We start from the raw sequence: 17,435 nt of genomic DNA, 5'->3' as shown, positions 1-17,435 counted from the left end.
GCCGGACTGGCAGCCGTGGAAGCGCCAGCAACGGCCGAGACAGGGAGAGGAGAAGATGCGCAGAGAGTGGTGGGTCCTGGCGGGAGTGGTGGCCCTGGTGTGGCTGCTGTTCCGGCTCGAGGCGATGCTGATGCCGTTCATCGCCGGCATGATCCTGGCCTACCTGGCCGACCCGCTGGCCAAGCGGCTGGTGAGCTGGGGGGTGTCGCGCCCGCTGGCGGTGTCGGCCGTGTTCCTGGTGCTGCTGGTGGTGCTGGCGGTCGCCCTGCTGGTGCTGATCCCGCTGCTGGTCCAGCAGCTTCGCCAGTTCGGCGAGATGATCCCCGGTATCTTCGACTGGGTGCAGACGGTGCTGGCCCCACAGATCCAGGCCTGGACGGGCTTCGACGTGGCCGCCGAGCTGGACAACGTCCAGGCGACGCTGGCGGAACACTGGCAGGATGCCGGGGGCTACCTGACCCAGGTGCTCGGCCAGGTCGGCCGCTCGGGCATGGCCTTCGTCACCTGGATCACCTACGTGGCCCTGATTCCGGTGGTGACCTTCTACCTGCTGCTCGACTGGAACCACCTGATGGCGAGTCTGCGCGACCTGCTGCCGCGCCGCTGGGAAGACGATGCCTTGCGCCTGGCCGGGCGCTGCGACGAAGTGCTGTCGGCCTTCCTGCGTGGCCAGCTGCTGGTGATGCTGAGCCTGGGCCTGGTCTACGGGATCGGCCTGTCGCTGATGGGGCTGCGCTTCGGGGTGCTGATCGGGCTGATTTCTGGCCTGGCCAGCATCGTGCCCTTCCTGGGCTTCATCGTCGGCCTCGGCATCGCGCTGGTGGTGGCCTTCTTCCAGTTCGGCAGCTGGCTGGCGCTGCTCGGGGTGGTGGCGGTGTTCAGCGTCGGCCAGACGCTGGAGAGTACCGTGCTGCAGCCCAAGCTGCTGGGCGATCGCATCGGCCTGCACCCGGTGGCGGTGATCTTCGCCGTGCTGGCCGGCGGCAACCTGTTCGGCTTCACCGGGGTGCTGCTGGCGCTGCCGGCGGCGGCGGTGATCATGGTACTCTTGCGCGAACTCAACGACCGCTACAAGAACAGCACCTTGTACGACGAGACGCTCTCACACCGCCCGCTTGACCGCCGTCAGGACGAGGAGTCGCCATGAGCCGCACGCCGGCGCAGCTGCCGCTGGGCGTGGGGCTGCGCGACGACGCCACCTTCGTCAATTTCCTGCCCGGGCCCAACGCCAGCCTGGTCGACCGCCTGGTCCACCAGTTCGACGACCAGGGGGAGCCCTTCCTCTACCTCTGGGGCAGGCCCGGGGTCGGCCGCAGCCACCTGCTGCAGGCGGCCTGCCATGCCGCCTCGGACCGTGACCTGCGCAGCCTCTACCTGCCCCTGGAGGAGCTGGGCCACTTCCCGCCGCTGATGCTCGAGGAGATCGAGCGGCTCGACCTGGTGGCCATCGATGACCTGGAGCGGGTAGTGGGGCGCAAGCGCTGGGAAGAGGCGCTGTTCCACGCCTTCAACCGCCTGCGGGATGCCGGCAAGCGGCTGCTGGTGGCCGCCGAGGCGCCGCCCCGCCAGCTGCCGGTGAAGCTGCCCGACCTGGCCTCGCGGCTGAGCTGGGGGGTGACCTTCCACGTGCAGGGGCTCGACGATGCCGGTCGGCTGGCCGCCCTGCAGCTGCGCGCCCGGGTCAGGGGCATGCTGCTCGCCGACGAGGTGGCACGCTATATCCTCCACCGCGGCCCGCGGCGCCTGGAGGAGCTGTTCGATGTCCTCGAGGCCCTGGACCGCGCCTCGCTGTCGGCCCAGCGCCGGCTGACCATTCCCTTCGTCAAGCAGGCGCTGGGGTGGTAGGGAGCCTCAGCGGCTCAGGTCGACGCCGAGCTGCTGGCCGTTTCCCAGGATGACCTGGCGGATGACCACCCGGACATTGCCGGTGCGCGGGTCGGGGCCGCTGCCCGAGACATAGAAGTGGCCGGCGGGCAGGCCGCTCAGGCGAAAGCGCCCGTTGCCGTCGGTGCGCGTGGTATGGGTGTACCTGCGGGCTCGCGGGTCGGCCGGCTCCACCGCGCGGCCGGCCAGGGCCTGCTCCGCGGCCTCGGCGGAGTAGGTGGTCACCGGCGCGGCCGAGACGCCGGCGTTGGGCACCGGGCGCCCGCCGATGGTCAGCTGGCCGCTGATCACGGCGCTGCCCGACGTCTCCAGGGCGGCGTACTCGGCCTCGGGAAAGGCGACCTGCCGGGCGACCCGCCCCGGGGCCGGGGCCTCCTCGACCCGCTCGGCCTCTCTCTCGACCCCTGGCGTGACCTCGCGGTCGATCACCTCGATGCGCTCGCCCGGGGCGGGGGCGGGCGGCATGATCTCGCAGCCGGCCAGCAGCAGTCCCGGAAGCACCATCATCATCCAGCGTTTCATCGCATCACTCCCTGTGGGAATCGTCGGCGCCCTGTGCCAGGGGAAGAGTAACGCAAACCGCGCGGCGTGAAACCCGGCATCCTGACACGACGAAGCCGCCGACAGGCGTCGGCGGCTTCGTTCAGGCTCCGGTCGCCGGCGGGTGCCGGCGGCGCGGGGGCTTACTGCTGGGCGGTAGCCTTGGTGGCAGTCGCCTGGGCCTGCTTGACGTTCTCTTCGGTCAGCTTCTGGCTCTGCTGGACGAAGTCCTGCTGCAGGGCCACGACCTTCTCGGCGTCGCCCTTCAGGCGCTCGGCCAGGTCCTTGGCGACCTTCTGCTGGCCTTCCATGTAGCTCTTCAGGCCTTCGGCATCCTTGACGTTCATCAGGGTGCGCAGCTGGGCCAGGCCGGTATCGGTGTAGGCCTTGGTGGCGTCGAGCTGGGCGTGGGCCAGCTTCTCGGCGTAGTCCACGGACAGGGAAGCGTAGGCACGAGCCGGGCCGAAGAAGATGGACTCGAACTGCTTGGTGTCGAACTGCTTGGTGTCGAAGTTGAAGGCGTTCATCATGGTGGAACCTCCTGGTTCATCTGGTGTTGAGGAGCAGGAAGCCTGCCCTGTTGCAATGCACAATAGCAGAGCACTTTGTGCAGTGCAACATGCAGTCGTGCCATTTTTCTCGGCGGTCGGAGGCCGGCCTCCCGGCCGTTGATATCCGAGCGGGTGCGGTGCGGGGCGTGCGGCATGGGGAGCAGGCGCAGGCTTGCAGAGTCGCCGTGGCGCCACCATGGTGAGGGCAGTGACGCGTGAACCCTTCCGACACGGCCGACGAGGAGCCGACCATGAGCGACAAACGCATCGAACGCGACAGCATGGGCGAGCTGGAGGTGCCGGCCGAGGCCCTCTACGGGGCCCAGACCCAGCGTGCCGTCAACAACTTCCCGGTCTCGGGCCAGGCGATGCCGCTGCCCTTCATCCACGCCATCGCGCGGATCAAGCTGGCCGCGGCCCGGGTCAACCGCGACCTTGGCCTGCTCGATGGCGAGCGGGCCGAGGCGATCGTGGCGGCGGCGCAGGCGGTCATCGACGGCCACCACGACGACCAGTTCCCGGTGGATGTCTTCCAGACCGGCTCCGGCACCTCGAGCAACATGAACGTCAACGAGGTGCTGGCCAACCTGGCCAGCCGCCGGGGCGTGGCGGTGGGGCCCAACGACCACGTCAACATGGGGCAGTCCAGCAACGACGTGATTCCCACCGCGATCCACCTGTCGGCGGCGCTGGAGGTGACCGGCCGGCTGCGTCCGGCGCTGCTCCACCTTCGCGAGACCATCGACGCGCGGGCCGCCGAGCTCGACGGCGTGGTGAAGACCGGGCGTACCCACCTGATGGATGCCATGCCGCTGCGCATGAGCCAGGAGCTGGGGGGCTGGTCGAGCCAGGTGGGCCAGGCCATCGAGCGCCTGGACAGTGCCCTGGTGCGCCTCTGCCGCCTGGCCCAGGGCGGCACGGCGGTGGGCACCGGCATCAACGCCCACCCCGAATTCGCCGCGCGCATGGCGGCCGACCTTGCCGCCCAGACCGGCCTGGCGCTCGCGCCCAACGACAGCTTCTTCGCCGGCCTGGCCTCCCAGGACGCCGCCGTGGAGCTCTCCGGGCAGCTCAGGGGGCTGGCCTGCGTGGTGATGAAGATCGCCAACGACCTGCGCTGGATGAATTCCGGCCCCCTGGCCGGGCTGGGCGAGATCGAGCTCGAGGCGCTGCAGCCGGGCAGCTCGATCATGCCGGGCAAGGTCAACCCGGTGATTCCCGAATCCGCCGCCCAGGCCGCCGCCCAGGTGATCGGCCTCGACGCGGCGGTCACGGTGGCGGGGCAGAGCGGCAACTTCCAGCTCAACGTCATGCTACCGCTGGTGGCCCACAACCTGCTCACCGCCATCGGCCTGATGACCACGACCTCCCGGCTGCTGGCCGACCGGGCCATCGCCACCTTCCGGGTGCGCGAGGAGCAGCTGCAGGGGCCGCTGTCGCGCAACCCCATCCTGGTCACCGCGCTCAACTCGGTGATCGGCTACGACGCCGCGGCGGCCATCGCCAAGCGGGCCTACCAGGCGGGGCAGCCGATCATCGACGTGGCCGAGGAGGAGACCGACCTCTCCCGGGCGGAGCTCGAACGGCTGCTGGACCCGGCGGCGCTGACCCGGGGCGGGATCCCGGGGTAACGTTCAGCCCGCCTGGTCCCGCTCCCTGCCTTCGGCGATGGTCTCCCGGGCGTCGCGGCGCTCCTCCCGGTCGGCCTCGGGCGTCTCGTGCTCGTCGGCGCGGGAGGGCCGGTAGCAGAGCGTGACCAGCATCGGGAAGTGGTCGGAGCCGATGTGCGGCAGGCGTCGCAGGCGGGCCAGGGTGAAGTGCTCGCTGCTGAAGACGTGGTCCAGGGGCCAGCGCAGCAGCGGATAGTCGGCGTGGAAGGTGCTGAACATGCCGCGCCCGCGGCGCGGGTCGAGCATGCCGCTGACCCGGCAGAAGAGCCGGGTGGTGCGTGACCAGGCCACATCGTTCAGGTCACCGGCCACCAGCGTCGGGACCGGGTCCTCGTGGATCGCCCGGCCCACCAGCAGGAGCTCGGCATCGCGCCACAGCGACTCCTCGCTTTCGTTGGGGGCCGGCGGGCGAGGGTGCAGGGCATGCAGGCGTATCACGTCGCCGCTGGGCAGCGTGATGCCGGTGTGGATCGAGGGAATATCCTCCTGGATCAGCCACCTCACCTCGGGGTCGACCAGCCTCCGCCGGGCGTAGAGGTGCATGCCGTAGAGGTTGTCCAGCGGGACTCGCACCGCGTGGGGCCAGCCATCCCCCAGGGCCGCATCGAGCCGGGCCTGCCACCAGGCGTCGGACTCCAGGGTCAGCACCAGATCCGGTCGATGCTCATGGATCAGCCGGATGAGCGTCTCGGCATTGCGGTTCGTGGTCAGCACATTGGCGATCAGCAGCGTCACACAGCGCGGCTCCTGTCCCGGTTCGGCACGCTGCACCTGCACCGGCCACAGCGGGGTCCAGGGCAGGATGCGGGCCGCCTGGAGGCCCAGGGTGGCGAGGCTCGCCGCCAGGGCCAGCCACGACCAGGGCGGCTCGGCCGCCAGGGCCAGCAGGGCGGTCAGCACCGCCAGCGCGGCAATCTGCAGGCGCGGGAACTCGCAGGCGCGTATCCACCACCAGGTGAGCGGCGAGCGGGCGATCAGGGTGGCCGCCAGCAGTGCGATGGCGAGCATGGCCGGCAGGATGGAGAGCAAGGGATGGCCTCCCGGTGGTCGCGGTGACGTAGAGGCTCCAGCCTACGCCTGCGCCCACCGGTAATGAAGCCTCAGATCACCTTGCGGCGCAGCAGGCCGGTGATCGCCTCGCCGATCAGCACCAGGGCGATGATGGCGATCAGGATGGTGGCCACGGTCGGCCAGGCGAAGGTGTCGATGGCCCCCTGCAGGATCACCCCGATGCCGCCGGCACCCACCAGCCCCAGCACCGTGGACTCGCGGATGTTGATGTCCCAGCGCAGGATCACGATGGCGAAGAACGCCGGCATCACCTGGGGCACCACGGCATAGGCGATCACCTTGAGCTTCGAGGCCCCGGTGGCCTCCATGGCCTCCACCGGGCGGCGGTCGATCTCCTCGATCGCCTCGCCCATCAGCTTGCCGATGAAGCCGATCGACCGGAACATGATCGCGAGAATTCCGGCCAGCACCCCGGGGCCGAAGATCGCCACGAACAGCAGCGCCCAGATGATGGTGTTCACCGAGCGGCTCGACACCAGGATGAAGCGCCCCAGCCACAGGCAGGCGCGGTTGGGCGTGGTGTTCTGGGCGGCGATGTAGGAGACCGGCAGGGCGATGAGGATCGTCAGCAGGGTGGCCAGGGTGGCGATGTGCACCGTCTCGACCATGGCGGCGAGGATCTGACCGAGGCCGCTCGGGTCCGGGGGCCACATCCGCGCGCCGAGGCTGGAGATCTGGTTGGGCGCGTCCCACACCCAGGGCCAGAAGATGTCGATGTCGCGCACGGCCCAGACGACCACCATCAGGGTCACCAGCATGACGGCATAGCGGGTCAGGCGCTGCTTCCTGTCGTAGCGCCGCCAGACGCGATCCGCCAGGGCCTGGGAGTGATCTACCATATCTTCTTCCTTACCCAGCCGCTGATGCCCTCGCTGACCAGGATCACCGCGATGATGATCAGCAGGATGGCGAAGGCGAAGTCGTAGTCGTAGCGGCCGAAGGCGTTCATCAGGGTCCCGCCGATGCCGCCGGCGCCGACGATCCCCACCACCGCCGAGGCGCGCAGGTTGCTGTCCAGCTGGTACATGGAAAGCCCCACCTGGCGTGGCAGGATCTGCGGGAAGACCGCGTAGAACAGCGTCGCCAGGTAGCCGGCGCCGGTGGCGCGCATCGCCTCCACCTGGCCCCAGTCGATCTCCTCGATCTCCTCGGCGAGCAGCTTGCCGACGAAGCCGATGGAGTAGACGGTCAGGGTGAGGATGCCCGCCAGGGGGCCGAAACCCACCGCGGCCACGAAGAGGATGGCGACGATCACCGGGTGGAAGCTGCGCGAGACGATGATCACCGCGCGGCCGACCAGATAGACCGGCCGGGGCACGATGTTCTTCGCCGCCATCACCGCGAAGGGGATCGACAGCAGCACCCCGAGCAGGGTCGCCAGGATGGCGATCTGGAAGCTCTCCTTGAAGCCGGTCAGCAGCAGGTCGGCCCGCTGGAAGCTGGGCGGGAAGCCGCCGCCGAAGATGCGCGCGGCCCGGGGCAGCCCCTCGCCGATGCGCTCCCAGTTGAAGGGCAGGGTGCCGAAGGCCCACACCAGGTAGCCCGCCAGCAGCAGCCAGGCGCCGTAGCGCAGCCAGGGGTTGGCGATGAAGGGCGGCTTGCGCCAGGTCCGGGGAGCGGTGGCCCCGCGCTCAGGTCGCGTCATGGGGCAGGCCTCGATCGCGCTGGGCAGGGGGTGGGTTGGCCGGCGCCACGGGCTCCTCCTCGGGCGACTCGATGCCGCCGTAGATGGCGTCCAGGGCGTCCCGGGTGAAGTCATCGGGGGCGCCGTCGAAGATCATCTTGCCGTGGCGCAGGCCGACGATCCGCTCGGTGTAGGTCCTGGCCTGGGCCACGTTGTGGATGTTGATCAGCACCGGCAGCGACAGCTCGCTGGCCAGGCTCTGCAGCAGGATCATGATCTGCTCGGAGGTGCGCGGATCCAGGGAGGCGGTGGGCTCGTCGGCGAGCAGCACCTCCGGCTCCTGCATCAGCGCCCTCACCACGCCGACGCGCTGGCGCTCGCCCCCGGAGAGGGCGTCGGCGCGCTTGTTGGCATAGTGGGCGATGCCGACCCGCTCCATCAGCGTGAAGGCCCGCTCGATGTCCTCGCGGGGGTAGCGACGCGAGATCGCCTGATAGAGGTTCACGTAGCCGAGCCGGCCGGCCAGTACGTTCTCCATCACCGTGAGGCGATCGATCAGATTGAAGCCCTGGAAGACCATGCCGATCTTGCGGCGGGCGCGGCGCAGTGCCGCCCCCTTGAGCGCCACCAGTTCGGTGCCGTTGAGCCGGATCGATCCCGAGGTGGGCTCCACCAGGCGGTTGATACAGCGCAGCATGGTGCTCTTGCCGGCCCCGGACGCGCCGACGATGGAGACCACGCTGCTGCCCTCCACCGTCAGGTCGAGCTCCTTGAGGACCGGCTCGTCACGGCCGTAGCGCTTCACCAGTTTCGAGATTTCCAGCATGCATCCCCCTCGAGGATCGGGTTGGCGGGCGGTGCGCCCCCGGCTGGCCGGGGGCGCCGGGCCTCACTCCAGGTTCTCGCGGGTATAGCGGACGTCGTTGGCCGCCTGGATGGTGCGGATGACCTGCCAGTGCTGCTGGTAGTTGATCGGGACGAACTTCTCGACCCCCTCGAACTCGTCGCCGAGCGCGGTGCCGACGAAGTCGAAGCTGAAGAAGGCTTCCTTGATCTTCTCGACCAGGTCGGGATGCAGGTTGTGGGCGTGGGTGTAGGAGGTGGTGGGGAAGGCGTCGGTCTCGAAGATGATCTTGACGTCCTCTTCGTCGTAGAGGCCACGGGCGGCCATGCGCTCGACCACCTCGGAGGCCACCGGGGCCGCGTCATAGTCGCGGGCCACCACGCCGAGCATCGACTGGTCGTGGCTGCCGGAGTAGACCACCTCGTAGTCCTCGTCGGGGACGATGCCGAGTTCAGGGAAGAGCGCCCGCGGGGCCAGGTTGCCGGAGTTGGAGGTCGGCGAGGTGTGGGCCACCCGCTTGCCCTTGAGATCCTCGATATCGTCGATCCCCGAGTCGACGTGGGTATAGAGCTGCAGGGTGTAGCCGAACTGGCCGTCGTCGGAGCCCATCAGGGCGAAGGGGACGGCGCCGGCCAGGTTCACCGCGAAGGGGGTCGGACCGGTGGAGAAGCCGGCGATGTGCAGGCGGCCGCTGCGCATGGCCTCGACCTGGGCCGAGTTGGACTGCACGGCAAAGAAACGCACGTTGCGTTCGGTCACCTCCTCGAGGTGGTCGATGAACGGCTGCCAGATATCCGAGTAGATGGCCGGGTCCTCCACCGGGGTGTAGGCGAAGATCAGGGTATCGGGGTTGGCCCACTGGGACTCGTCGGCGGGCAGGTCGGCCACCATGTCGCCGTCCTCGTCGCAGAAGATGGCGTCCAGGTCGCCGCGGGGGCAGTCGGCCAGGGCCGGTGCCGCCACCAGCATCGACAGCGGCAGCAGGGAGGAGGCGGCCAGGGCAGCCAGGGGAAGCCGTCTCGACGCCCTTGCCGGGGCCGCATCAGAAACGGGGCTTGTCACTACGGGATCGGTCTGCATGGCGTGCCTCTCGCTTGTTGTTGTATTGACGACAGGATGATGCGCGAAACTCGACAAGCACGGCACGGGAGTGCGTGCATTCGAAAGACGCACTCCAATCTAGGTTTTGTGCCAAAGCGATGTCAAACACTTTACCCGACCGGTCAGGATGGCCGGCGTACCGTGCGTCTCACCCGCCTGCGGCGAGGCGCCGGCTGCGGCTGTCATGCCGCCGTGGCGGGGGCCGTCGCCGACGTCGCCGCCGTCGGCAGGGTGGCCAGGTAGTCGGCCAGCCGCCGACGGGCCGGCGGGTCGAGCCGGATGCCGAGCTTGGTGCGCCGCCACAGGATGTCCTCGGCGGTGGTGGCCCACTCCCGGGTGACCAGGTAGTCCACCTCGGCCCGGGTGAGGCCGGCGCCGAACGCCTCGCCGAGCGCCTCGCGGGACCGCTTGCCGTCCAGGAAGGCCAGGCAGAGCGAGCCGTAGCTACGGGCATAGCGCCGGGCCTGCCCGGGCTCGAGGAAGGGATAGGCCGCGAGCAGGCGCTCGGCAAAGGCCTCCTGGCTCTCGATGTCACCGCCGGGCAGCGGTGCCGTTGCGGTCCAGGGGCGCCCCATGGCGGGCAGGTGGGGCGCGAGCTCGGCCAGGGCCGCCTCGGCGAGCTTGCGGTAGGTGGTGATCTTGCCGCCGAACACCGAGAGCAGCGGCGCGCCGCGGGTGTCCAGGTCCAGGGTGTAGTCCCGGGTCATGGCCGAGGGGTCTGCCGATTCGTCATCGCACAGCGGCCTCACGCCGGCGAAGGTGTGGAGCACGTCGTCCGAGGTGAGCCGGGCCCGGAAATGGTCGTTGACCACGGAGAGCAGGTAGGCGATCTCCTCGTCGCTGGCGGTGACCCGGGCCGGGTCGCCCTCGTAGCGGCGGTCGGTGGTGCCCACCAGGCTGTAGTCCTCCTCCCAGGGCAGCACGAAGATGATGCGGCGGTCGGTGTGCTGCAGGATGTAGGCGCGGTCGTCGTGATTCAGGCGGGGCACCACCAGATGGCTGCCCTGGATCATGCGGATGGCGTAGCGGGAGTCGCGCCCGGCCTGCCGGCGAACGACCTGCTCGACCCAGGGGCCGGCGGCGTTGACCAGGACCCGGGCGCGACGGATGAAGCGCCGGCCGCTGCCGGATTCCTCGAGCTCGACCTCCCACTGGCCGTCGACCTCCCGGGCGCCCACGCAGCGGGTCCGCACCAGCACCTCGGTGCCCTGCTGGCGGGCCTGCAGGGCGTTGAGCACCACCAGGCGGGCGTCGTCCACCCAGCAGTCGGAGTACTCGAAGCCCCGGGTGATGTCCGGGTTGAGCCCCTGCGAGGCCTCGAGCCTCACGCCCCTGGAGCCCGGCAGCCGGTCGCGGCGTCCCAGGTGGTCATAGAGGAAGAGCCCGGCGCGGATCATCCAGGCCGGGCGCAGGTGGGCGCGGTGGGGCAGGATGAAGCGCAGCGGCCAGATGATGTGGGGCGCCTTGGCCAGCAGCACCTCGCGTTCGCGCAGCGCCTCGCCGACCAGGCGGAACTCGCGGTGCTCCAGGTAGCGCAGCCCGCCGTGAATCAGCTTGCTGCTGGCCGAGGAGGTGGCGCTCGCCAGGTCACCCTGCTCGCAGAGCCCCACCGAGAGGCCCCGGCCCGCGGCATCGTTGGCGATGCCCACGCCGTTGATGCCGCCGCCGATCACGAAGAGGTCGAGAAGCGCTGTCTGCCGGGTCGTTGCCATGTCTCGCTCCAGAGTGCATGAACCCCGGCCCGCGGCCAGGGTTGGTTGAATACGAACATAGATTATTCGAAACCGAACATCAAGGGGCGATGGTGATCACCTCGGATGGCGGAGAGGGCGATCCGGGGCCTGGCGGGGTCACTCGGCGATATGCAGCGCCACGTCGTGGCTGGCCATCAGCTGGCAGATCGCCTGGGGCGGTCGGCGATCGGTGAACAGGGCGTCGATCTGGGCGATGTTGCCCTGGCGTACCGACGGGTTGCGGTGGAACTTGGAGTGGTCGGCGGCGAGGTAGACCTGGCGGGAGTTGCGGATGATCGCCTGGGCGACGCGCACCTCCTGGTAGTCGAACTCCAGCAGCGAGCCGTCCTCGTCGATGCCGCTGATGCCGATGATGCCGTAGTCGACCTTGAACTGGTTGATGAAGTCGATGGTGGCCTCGCCGATGATGCCGCCGTCGCGGGATCGCACCTGGCCGCCGGCGATGATCACGTTGAAGTCCTCCTTGTGCTGGAGGATGGCGGCCACGTTGAGGTTGTTGGTGATCACCTCGAGGTCGCGGTGCTCCAGCAGGGCCTCGGCCACCACCTCGTTGCTGGTGCCGATGTTGATGAACAGCGAGCTGCCGTCGGGAATCTGTCGGGCCAGCAGCGCCGCGATGCGCTGCTTGGCATCCAGGTTGAGGGTCTTGCGGGTGCTGTAGGCGGTATTGACCGTGCTCGATTCCAGGCCGGCGCCGCCATGGACCCGGCGGATCCGCCCCTCCTCGGCCAGGGCGTTGAGGTCGCGGCGAATCGTCTGGGGGGTGACCGTGAAGTGCTCGGTCAACTGTTCGATACTGGCATAGCCCTGGCGGCGGACCAGGTCGACGATGGCTTCCTGTCGCTGTTGCTGGTTCATGCTGGCTCCTTGTGATCATGCCATTGTAGGCGATGAAGGCCGCGTCCGGCAGTCGCCCGCGGGGCGGCATTCGACCAAGGTAGTAGAGCATTCCGAACACGCTGCAGTACTCTTGGTGATCACAAACGAACATGTCATCGCATCGACAACGATAAAACGACAGGAGCCTCCATGGCCGACTACCTGCTTGCCATCGATCAGGGCACCACCAGTTCGCGCGCCATCCTCTTCGACCGCGAGGGCCACAACATCGCCTCCGCCCAGCGGGAGTTCCCCCAGATCTTCCCCAGCGACGGCTGGGTCGAGCATGACCCCGCCGCCCTCTGGTCCAGTGTGCTGACCACCTGCCGCGAGGTCATCGAACGGGCCGGCGTCGGCCTCGACGCCGTCATCGGGGCGGGCATCACCAACCAGCGCGAGACCACCCTGGTGTGGGACCGCGAGACCGGTGAGCCGCTCTACAACGCCATCGTCTGGCAGGACCGCCGCACCGCCGATACCTGCCAGCAGCTGCGGGAGGCCGGCCACCTGGAGGAGGTGCAGGCGCGAACGGGGCTGCTCATCGACCCCTACTTCTCGGCCACCAAGCTGGCCTGGATCCTCGACCATGTGGAGGGGGGCCGCGAGCGGGCCGAGCGCGGCGAGCTGGCCTTCGGCACCGTCGATACCTTCCTGATCTGGAAGCTCACCGGGGGCAGGGTGCATGCCACCGATGCCACCAATGCGTCGCGCACCGCGCTGTTCAACATCCATGAGCAGTGCTGGGATCCGGTGCTGCTCGAGCTGTTCGGGATACCCGAGTCGCTGCTGCCCGAGGTGAAGGACTCCAGCGACGATTTCGGCATGATCGACGCCGAGTGGCTCGGTGGCGAGCTGCCCATCGCCGGGGTGGCCGGCGACCAGCAGGCGGCGCTGGTGGGCCAGGCCTGCTTCGCGCCGGGCATGGGCAAGAGTACCTACGGGACCGGCTGCTTCATGATCGTCAATACCGGCGACAAGGCCGAGCTGTCGCGCAACCGGCTGCTGACCACCGTGGGGTATCGCATCGATGGTCGCACCACCTATGCCATGGAGGGCAGCATCTTCGTGGCCGGCGCCACGGTGCAGTGGCTGCGGGACGGCCTGCAGCTGTTCGCCGATGCCGCCGAGACCGAGGCACTGGCGCGCAACACCCGCAGCGGCCACAGCGTCTACCTGGTGCCCGCCTTCACCGGGCTCGGCGCGCCGCACTGGGATCCCAAGGCCCGCGGGGCCATCTTCGGGCTGACCCGCGACACCGGTATCGCCGAGATCGTCGCCGCCGGGCTGCAGGCGGTCTGCTACCAGACCCGCGATCTGCAGGCCTGCATGAGCGACGACATGGCCGCCGAGCCCGACACCCTGCGCGTCGATGGCGGCATGGTGGCCAACAACTGGGTGATGCAGTTCCTCGCCGACATGCTGGGGCAGCCCGTGGACCGCCCCACGGTGCTGGAGACCACGGCCCTGGGGGCCGCCTACCTGGCCGGGCTGCGCCTCGGCTGGTACCGCGACCTGGACGAGATCGCCGAGCTCTGGCAGTGCGAGCGGCGCTTCACGCCGCAGATGCCGGAGAAGGAGCGCGAGCGGCTCTACGCCGGCTGGCAGGAGGCGGTGGAACGGGTCAAAAGTGATCGCTGAAGGCTTGCAAAACCCGGCGGAATCGGTAATATATGCATCCGTTGCCGGCGCCAGCAAGCGTCGGCAATCTGCTGCTGAAACAGGACCATAGCTCAGTTGGTTAGAGCGCTACCTTGACATGGTAGAGGTCGGCGGTTCGAATCCGCCTGGTCCTACCAGCACGCAGAAGGCATCACCACAGGACCATAGCTCAGTTGGTTAGAGCGCTACCTTGACATGGTAGAGGTCGGCGGTTCGAATCCGCCTGGTCCTACCAGATCCCGAGACGCCCCCGCAGCCCTGCTGCGGGGGCGTCTTGCTATGGGCTATGGGCTATGGGCCTCGTCAGGGTCAGGGCCGCTCGGCCAGGTCGGTCTGCGCCAAGAACACCGCCACCAGCGACTCGATGCCGGCCTGGTCGGCCTCGCTGAAGCGCCCCTTCACCGGGCTGTCCAGGTCCAGCACGCCCCAGAGGCGATCCGCGACCAGGATGGGCACCACCAGTTCGGCCCTGGAGGCGGCATCGCAGGCGATATGGTCGGCCACGGCGTGGACGTCGTCGATGCGCTGGGTGGTGCGGGTGCGCGCCGCGGCGCCGCACACCCCCTTGCTGAAGGGGATGGGGTGGCAGGCGGGCTTGCCCTGGAAGGGGCCCAGGCAGAGCGTCTCCGGCTCGCGCTGCAGGTAGAAGCCGGCCCAGTTCAGCTCGGGGAGCGCCTGCATCAGGAAGGCGGTAGTCTGGGCGCTGTTGGTCAGCCAGTCGCGGGTGTCGAGCAGCGCCGCCAGCTGGCGGGCGAGCAGGGCATAGTCAACGGTCATGGGGGCTCCTGATATAGCAGAGGCCGGCTGAGGCCGGCCTCACATTTCTCGATAGGTAATCAAGAAAAAGCCTCACTCCCAGCCGGGCACCGCCGCCGGCCCAAACAGCTCGGCCGCCTTGGCCTTCACTTCCTCGGTCTGGTAGCTGCGCACCAGCTGCTGGATCGCCTCGCGCTCCTCGTCGCCGCCGCGCACCACGATCAGGTTGACGTAGGGCGACTCCGGGCCCTCCTTGATCAGGGCGTCGTCCAGGCTCAGGCCGGCGGGCTGGGCGAAGGTGTTGTTGATGAAGGCCATGTCCACGTCGGGAAGCACGCGGGGCAGCTGGGCGGCCTCGATCTCGCGGAAGCGGAAGCCGCGCGGGTTCTCCGCCACGTTGAGCGGGGTGGCCTCGAGGTTGGTCGGGTCATCGAGCTCGATCAGCCCCTCGTTGTGCATCAGGATCAGCGCGCGACCCTCGTTGGAGGGGTCGTTGGGCAGGGCGATCTGGGCGCGCTCGGGCAGCTCGTCGATGCTTGCGTACTTTTCAGAGTAGGCGCCGATGGGGTAGACGAAGGTGCGCCCGGCGATGGCGAAGTCGTAGCCGCGGTCGTTGACCATGGCCTGCATGTAGGGCTCATGCTGGTAGGCGTTGGCGTCCAGGCTGCCGTCCGCCAGGGCGGCGTTGGGGGTCACGTAGTCGGTGAACTCGATGATCTCCACGGTCAGGCCGTACTCGCGCTGGGCGATCTCGGCGGCCACCTGCATCACGTCGGTCTCGGGGCCGGCCACGGTACCCACCTTGATGCGGTGCTCGTCGGCCAGGGCGCTGCCGGCGCCCAGGGCCAGGCTGGAGGCGAGCAGGGTGCTGATCAGTGTCTTGCGCATGACGGGTCTCCTGTAATGATGCTGCGATACTAATGGAATAAAAATAATATTTTAAATATAAAAAAGCTATTAATGGTGGCGGAAAAGCTACCGATTTACGTTGCGAGCGAAGTCAGGCCGGCTGCCGCCGCAGCGCAGCTTCCGGAATGTAGCCCGCTACATGAGGACAGCGACCGGGCCGGCGCACCGGCAGCGCCGGCGGCCGGGATGTCGAGCGCAGCAGGAAATCGGTGTCTTTTCATTTGTGATCGCTCTTGCGGACCAAGTAATCCCCCAGGCTCTGGAAGCCCTGCACCATCACCACCAGGATCGCCACGGTGATCAGCATGATGGTCGGGTTGAAGCGGTTGTAGCCGTAGCGGATGCCCAGGTCGCCGAGGCCGCCGCCGCCCACCGCGCCGGCCATGGCCGAGTAGCTGACCAGGGTGACCACGGTGACGGTGAGCGCGGTGAAGATGCCGCCGCGCGCCTCCGGCAGCAGCACCCGGGTGATGATCTGCCAGGGGGTGGCGCCCATGGACTGGGCGGCCTCGACCAGACCCGGGTTGATCTCGTTCAGCGCGCCTTCCACCAGGCGGGCGATGAACGGGATCGCGGCGATGGTGAGCGGCACGGCGGCGGCGTTGGTGCCGATGGAGGTGCCCACCAGCATGCGCGTGAAGGGGATGATCGCCACCATCAGGATGATGAAGGGGATCGAACGGCCGATGTTGGTGATCACCCCCAGCACGCCGCTGACCACCGGCTGGGCCAGCACCTGGCCGGGGCGGGTCACATAGAGCAGCACCCCGAGCGGGATGCCGACCAGGGCGGAGATCACGCCCGACACCGCCACCATGTAGAGGGTGTCGAGGGTGGCCCGCAGGATCAGGTCAATCAGTGCGCTGGACATGGCCGAGCACCTCCACGTGCAGATCATGGGATTCGAGGTAGTCGATGGCCTCGCGGGTCTTGATCGGCGAGCCCATCAGTTCGGCGATCATCAGCCCCAGGGTGCGGTCCTGGATCGACTCCACCTTGGCCTGCAGGATGCTGACGTCCACGCCGCACTCCCGGGCCAGCCGCGAGATCAGCGGGGTAGAGACCGCGTCGCCCGAGAAGGCCAGTCGCACCACCGGGTGGGTCTGCTCGCCGGGCGTCGCCTCCAGCTGGTCGATCAGCGCGCGGGGCGGCTCCAGCTGGAGGAAGTCGTTGAGGAACTCGCGGCCGAGACGGGTGCGCGGCGCGGTGAAGAAGTCGCCCACGTCGGCCTCTTCCACCAGCTCGCCGCCCGAGATGAGGCTGGCCCGGTGGCAGATCGACTTGACCACCTCCATCTCGTGGGTGATCAGCAGGATGGTCAGACCCAGGCGCTGGTTGATGTCGCGCAGCAGGGCGAGGATCGAGCCGGTGGTCTGGGGGTCCAGCGCCGAGGTGGCCTCGTCGCAGAGCAGTACCTTGGGACGGCTGGCCAGCGCCCGGGCGATGGCCACGCGCTGCTTCTGGCCGCCGGAGAGCTGGGCCGGGTACTGGCCGGCCTTGTCGGCCAGGCCCACCAGCTCCAGCAGCGGCGCGACCCGCTCGCGGATCTCGGCGCGCTTCATGCCCATCAGCTGCAGCGGCAGGGCCACGTTGGCGAACACGGTGCGGTTGGTCAGCAGGTTGAAGTGCTGGAAGATCATGCCGATGCGATGGCGCGCCTGGTTGAGCGCCTGGCGGGAGAGCCCAGTGAGCTCCTGGCCATCCACGCTGACGCTGCCGCTGGTGGGGCGCTCGAGCAGGTTGATGCAGCGGATCAGCGTCGACTTGCCGGCCCCGGAGAGGCCGATCACGCCATGGATCTGGCCCTGGGGGACGTGCAGGTCGACGTTCTTCAGGGCCTGGACCGTCCTGGCGCCGCCGTCGGGCCCGCCTGCATCCGGGCCTCGCTTGCGGCCCTTGATGACGAAGGTCTTGGAAACGTTGTGGAGTCGTATCATGGAAGCCACCGCAGGGGGCGCCGTGGCGGGCCGTGCAGGGCAGGGCGCACAAAAAAAGGCCACCCTTGCGGGTGGCCATCAACGCTGGACACACCCTTTTAGCTGCACTTCGCGCCGTGACATCCCGAGGGAGCCACGGCGCTGGCGCCCGCAATCCGGGGTCAAATCGGCGCCGTCAAAATGTGCGCGAAATGATAGGGTGCGTGCGGGGGCAAGTCAATCTCGATGGTGCATGCTGTCGACCCGGCGCGGTGAT

17 protein-coding genes and 2 tRNA genes are annotated in these 17,435 nt (G+C 68.6%); 6 read left to right on the top strand and 13 right to left on the bottom strand.

From position 1 onward, the window contains the following. Positions 1-55 precede the first annotated feature (55 nt). The gene (locus tag BDK63_RS09780) at positions 56-1,147 is read left to right on the top strand and encodes an AI-2E family transporter (protein ID WP_183331361.1); all 1,092 of its coding nucleotides are present in this window, start codon (positions 56-58) and stop codon (positions 1,145-1,147) included. Further along, entirely contained in the window at positions 1,144-1,845 is a 702-nt protein-coding gene (gene hda / locus BDK63_RS09775) for a DnaA regulatory inactivator Hda (protein ID WP_183331359.1), read from the top strand. Before BDK63_RS09780 ends, hda begins: the two co-directional genes overlap by 4 nt. 6 nt (positions 1,846-1,851) lie before the next feature. Here hda and BDK63_RS09770 read toward each other — a convergent pair whose 3' ends face one another. Beyond that, entirely contained in the window at positions 1,852-2,406 is a 555-nt protein-coding gene (locus BDK63_RS09770) for a carboxypeptidase-like regulatory domain-containing protein (protein ID WP_183331357.1), read from the bottom strand. Between the two features lie 161 nt (positions 2,407-2,567). Then, on the bottom strand, positions 2,568-2,951 hold the full coding sequence (locus BDK63_RS09765) for a phasin family protein (protein ID WP_183331459.1): 384 nt from the start codon (positions 2,949-2,951) through the stop codon (positions 2,568-2,570). 275 nt (positions 2,952-3,226) lie between these two features. On the opposite strand from BDK63_RS09765, the gene BDK63_RS09760 reads away from it, so the two are divergent. Then, the gene (locus BDK63_RS09760; protein ID WP_183331355.1) at positions 3,227-4,606 is read left to right on the top strand and encodes a class II fumarate hydratase; all 1,380 of its coding nucleotides are present in this window, start codon (positions 3,227-3,229) and stop codon (positions 4,604-4,606) included. Between the two features lie 3 nt (positions 4,607-4,609). Here the strand turns inward: BDK63_RS09760 and BDK63_RS09755 are convergent, their stop codons facing one another. From BDK63_RS09755 to BDK63_RS09725, 7 genes are all read right to left on the bottom strand, one after another. After that, complete coding sequence (locus BDK63_RS09755) at positions 4,610-5,674, bottom strand: endonuclease/exonuclease/phosphatase family protein (RefSeq protein ID WP_183331353.1); 1,065 nt, start codon at positions 5,672-5,674, stop codon at positions 4,610-4,612. Between the two features lie 71 nt (positions 5,675-5,745). Then, the gene (gene phnE / locus BDK63_RS09750) at positions 5,746-6,555 is read right to left on the bottom strand and encodes a phosphonate ABC transporter, permease protein PhnE (RefSeq protein ID WP_183331351.1); all 810 of its coding nucleotides are present in this window, start codon (positions 6,553-6,555) and stop codon (positions 5,746-5,748) included. After that, positions 6,549-7,361, bottom strand: coding sequence for a phosphonate ABC transporter, permease protein PhnE (gene phnE / locus BDK63_RS09745; RefSeq protein ID WP_183331349.1), 813 nt, complete (start codon positions 7,359-7,361; stop codon positions 6,549-6,551). The genes phnE (BDK63_RS09750) and phnE (BDK63_RS09745) overlap by 7 nt, the downstream gene beginning before the upstream one ends. Beyond that, the gene (phnC, locus tag BDK63_RS09740; RefSeq protein WP_183331347.1) at positions 7,348-8,166 is read right to left on the bottom strand and encodes a phosphonate ABC transporter ATP-binding protein; all 819 of its coding nucleotides are present in this window, start codon (positions 8,164-8,166) and stop codon (positions 7,348-7,350) included. The genes phnE (BDK63_RS09745) and phnC overlap by 14 nt, the downstream gene beginning before the upstream one ends. A gap of 63 nt (positions 8,167-8,229) precedes the next feature. Next, the gene (gene phnD / locus BDK63_RS09735) at positions 8,230-9,153 is read right to left on the bottom strand and encodes a phosphate/phosphite/phosphonate ABC transporter substrate-binding protein (protein ID WP_246386019.1); all 924 of its coding nucleotides are present in this window, start codon (positions 9,151-9,153) and stop codon (positions 8,230-8,232) included. Positions 9,154-9,467: 314 nt separating this feature from the next. Then, entirely contained in the window at positions 9,468-10,997 is a 1,530-nt protein-coding gene (gene glpD / locus BDK63_RS09730; RefSeq protein WP_183331345.1) for a glycerol-3-phosphate dehydrogenase, read from the bottom strand. 138 nt (positions 10,998-11,135) lie between these two features. Beyond that, positions 11,136-11,897, bottom strand: a complete 762-nt coding sequence (locus BDK63_RS09725; protein ID WP_183331343.1) for a DeoR/GlpR family transcriptional regulator — start codon at positions 11,895-11,897, stop codon at positions 11,136-11,138. 171 nt (positions 11,898-12,068) lie between these two features. Between BDK63_RS09725 and glpK the strand changes: the two genes are divergently transcribed. The 3 genes from glpK to BDK63_RS09710 all read left to right on the top strand — a co-directional run bounded on the left by glpK (position 12,069) and on the right by BDK63_RS09710 (position 13,812). Further along, on the top strand, positions 12,069-13,556 hold the full coding sequence (glpK, locus tag BDK63_RS09720; protein WP_183331340.1) for a glycerol kinase GlpK: 1,488 nt from the start codon (positions 12,069-12,071) through the stop codon (positions 13,554-13,556). Between the two features lie 81 nt (positions 13,557-13,637). Then, positions 13,638-13,714, top strand: a tRNA-Val gene (locus BDK63_RS09715). 21 nt (positions 13,715-13,735) lie between these two features. Next, positions 13,736-13,812 (top strand) — tRNA-Val (locus BDK63_RS09710). 74 nt (positions 13,813-13,886) lie between these two features. Here BDK63_RS09710 and BDK63_RS09705 read toward each other — a convergent pair. The 4 genes from BDK63_RS09705 to BDK63_RS09690 form a co-directional block, all read right to left on the bottom strand. Beyond that, positions 13,887-14,354 (bottom strand): GAF domain-containing protein, encoded by a 468-nt coding sequence (locus tag BDK63_RS09705; RefSeq protein WP_183331338.1) that lies wholly within the window; start codon positions 14,352-14,354, stop codon positions 13,887-13,889. Positions 14,355-14,426: 72 nt separating this feature from the next. Next, positions 14,427-15,221, bottom strand: a complete 795-nt coding sequence (locus tag BDK63_RS09700; protein WP_183331337.1) for a MetQ/NlpA family ABC transporter substrate-binding protein — start codon at positions 15,219-15,221, stop codon at positions 14,427-14,429. Between the two features lie 238 nt (positions 15,222-15,459). After that, on the bottom strand, positions 15,460-16,113 hold the full coding sequence (locus BDK63_RS09695) for a methionine ABC transporter permease (RefSeq protein WP_183331335.1): 654 nt from the start codon (positions 16,111-16,113) through the stop codon (positions 15,460-15,462). After that, the gene (locus BDK63_RS09690; RefSeq protein ID WP_183331333.1) at positions 16,094-17,179 is read right to left on the bottom strand and encodes a methionine ABC transporter ATP-binding protein; all 1,086 of its coding nucleotides are present in this window, start codon (positions 17,177-17,179) and stop codon (positions 16,094-16,096) included. Before BDK63_RS09690 ends, BDK63_RS09695 begins: the two co-directional genes overlap by 20 nt. Positions 17,180-17,435 lie beyond the last annotated feature (256 nt).

The sequence above is a fragment of the Halomonas campaniensis genome (genome assembly GCF_014193375.1).
Taxonomy (GTDB): Bacteria; Pseudomonadota; Gammaproteobacteria; order Pseudomonadales; family Halomonadaceae; genus Halomonas; species Halomonas campaniensis.
Note: the sequence above shows the minus strand (reverse complement) of the source record. Positions and strands in the feature narration are given on the sequence as shown.

Coding starts and splice junctions, on each gene's coding strand:
- BDK63_RS09780 (WP_183331361.1), top strand. CDS start 56: ATGCGCAGAGAGTGGTGGGTCCTGGCGGGAGTGGTGGCCCTGGTGTGG.
- hda (WP_183331359.1), top strand. CDS start 1,144: ATGAGCCGCACGCCGGCGCAGCTGCCGCTGGGCGTGGGGCTGCGCGAC.
- BDK63_RS09770 (WP_183331357.1), bottom strand. CDS start 2,406: ATGAAACGCTGGATGATGATGGTGCTTCCGGGACTGCTGCTGGCCGGC.
- BDK63_RS09765 (WP_183331459.1), bottom strand. CDS start 2,951: ATGAACGCCTTCAACTTCGACACCAAGCAGTTCGACACCAAGCAGTTC.
- BDK63_RS09760 (WP_183331355.1), top strand. CDS start 3,227: ATGAGCGACAAACGCATCGAACGCGACAGCATGGGCGAGCTGGAGGTG.
- phnE (WP_183331351.1), bottom strand. CDS start 6,555: ATGGTAGATCACTCCCAGGCCCTGGCGGATCGCGTCTGGCGGCGCTAC.
- phnE (WP_183331349.1), bottom strand. CDS start 7,361: ATGACGCGACCTGAGCGCGGGGCCACCGCTCCCCGGACCTGGCGCAAG.
- phnC (WP_183331347.1), bottom strand. CDS start 8,166: ATGCTGGAAATCTCGAAACTGGTGAAGCGCTACGGCCGTGACGAGCCG.
- phnD (WP_246386019.1), bottom strand. CDS start 9,153: ATGCTGGTGGCGGCACCGGCCCTGGCCGACTGCCCCCGCGGCGACCTG.
- glpD (WP_183331345.1), bottom strand. CDS start 10,997: ATGGCAACGACCCGGCAGACAGCGCTTCTCGACCTCTTCGTGATCGGC.
- BDK63_RS09725 (WP_183331343.1), bottom strand. CDS start 11,897: ATGAACCAGCAACAGCGACAGGAAGCCATCGTCGACCTGGTCCGCCGC.
- glpK (WP_183331340.1), top strand. CDS start 12,069: ATGGCCGACTACCTGCTTGCCATCGATCAGGGCACCACCAGTTCGCGC.
- BDK63_RS09705 (WP_183331338.1), bottom strand. CDS start 14,354: ATGACCGTTGACTATGCCCTGCTCGCCCGCCAGCTGGCGGCGCTGCTC.
- BDK63_RS09700 (WP_183331337.1), bottom strand. CDS start 15,221: ATGCGCAAGACACTGATCAGCACCCTGCTCGCCTCCAGCCTGGCCCTG.
- BDK63_RS09695 (WP_183331335.1), bottom strand. CDS start 16,113: ATGTCCAGCGCACTGATTGACCTGATCCTGCGGGCCACCCTCGACACC.
- BDK63_RS09690 (WP_183331333.1), bottom strand. CDS start 17,179: ATGATACGACTCCACAACGTTTCCAAGACCTTCGTCATCAAGGGCCGC.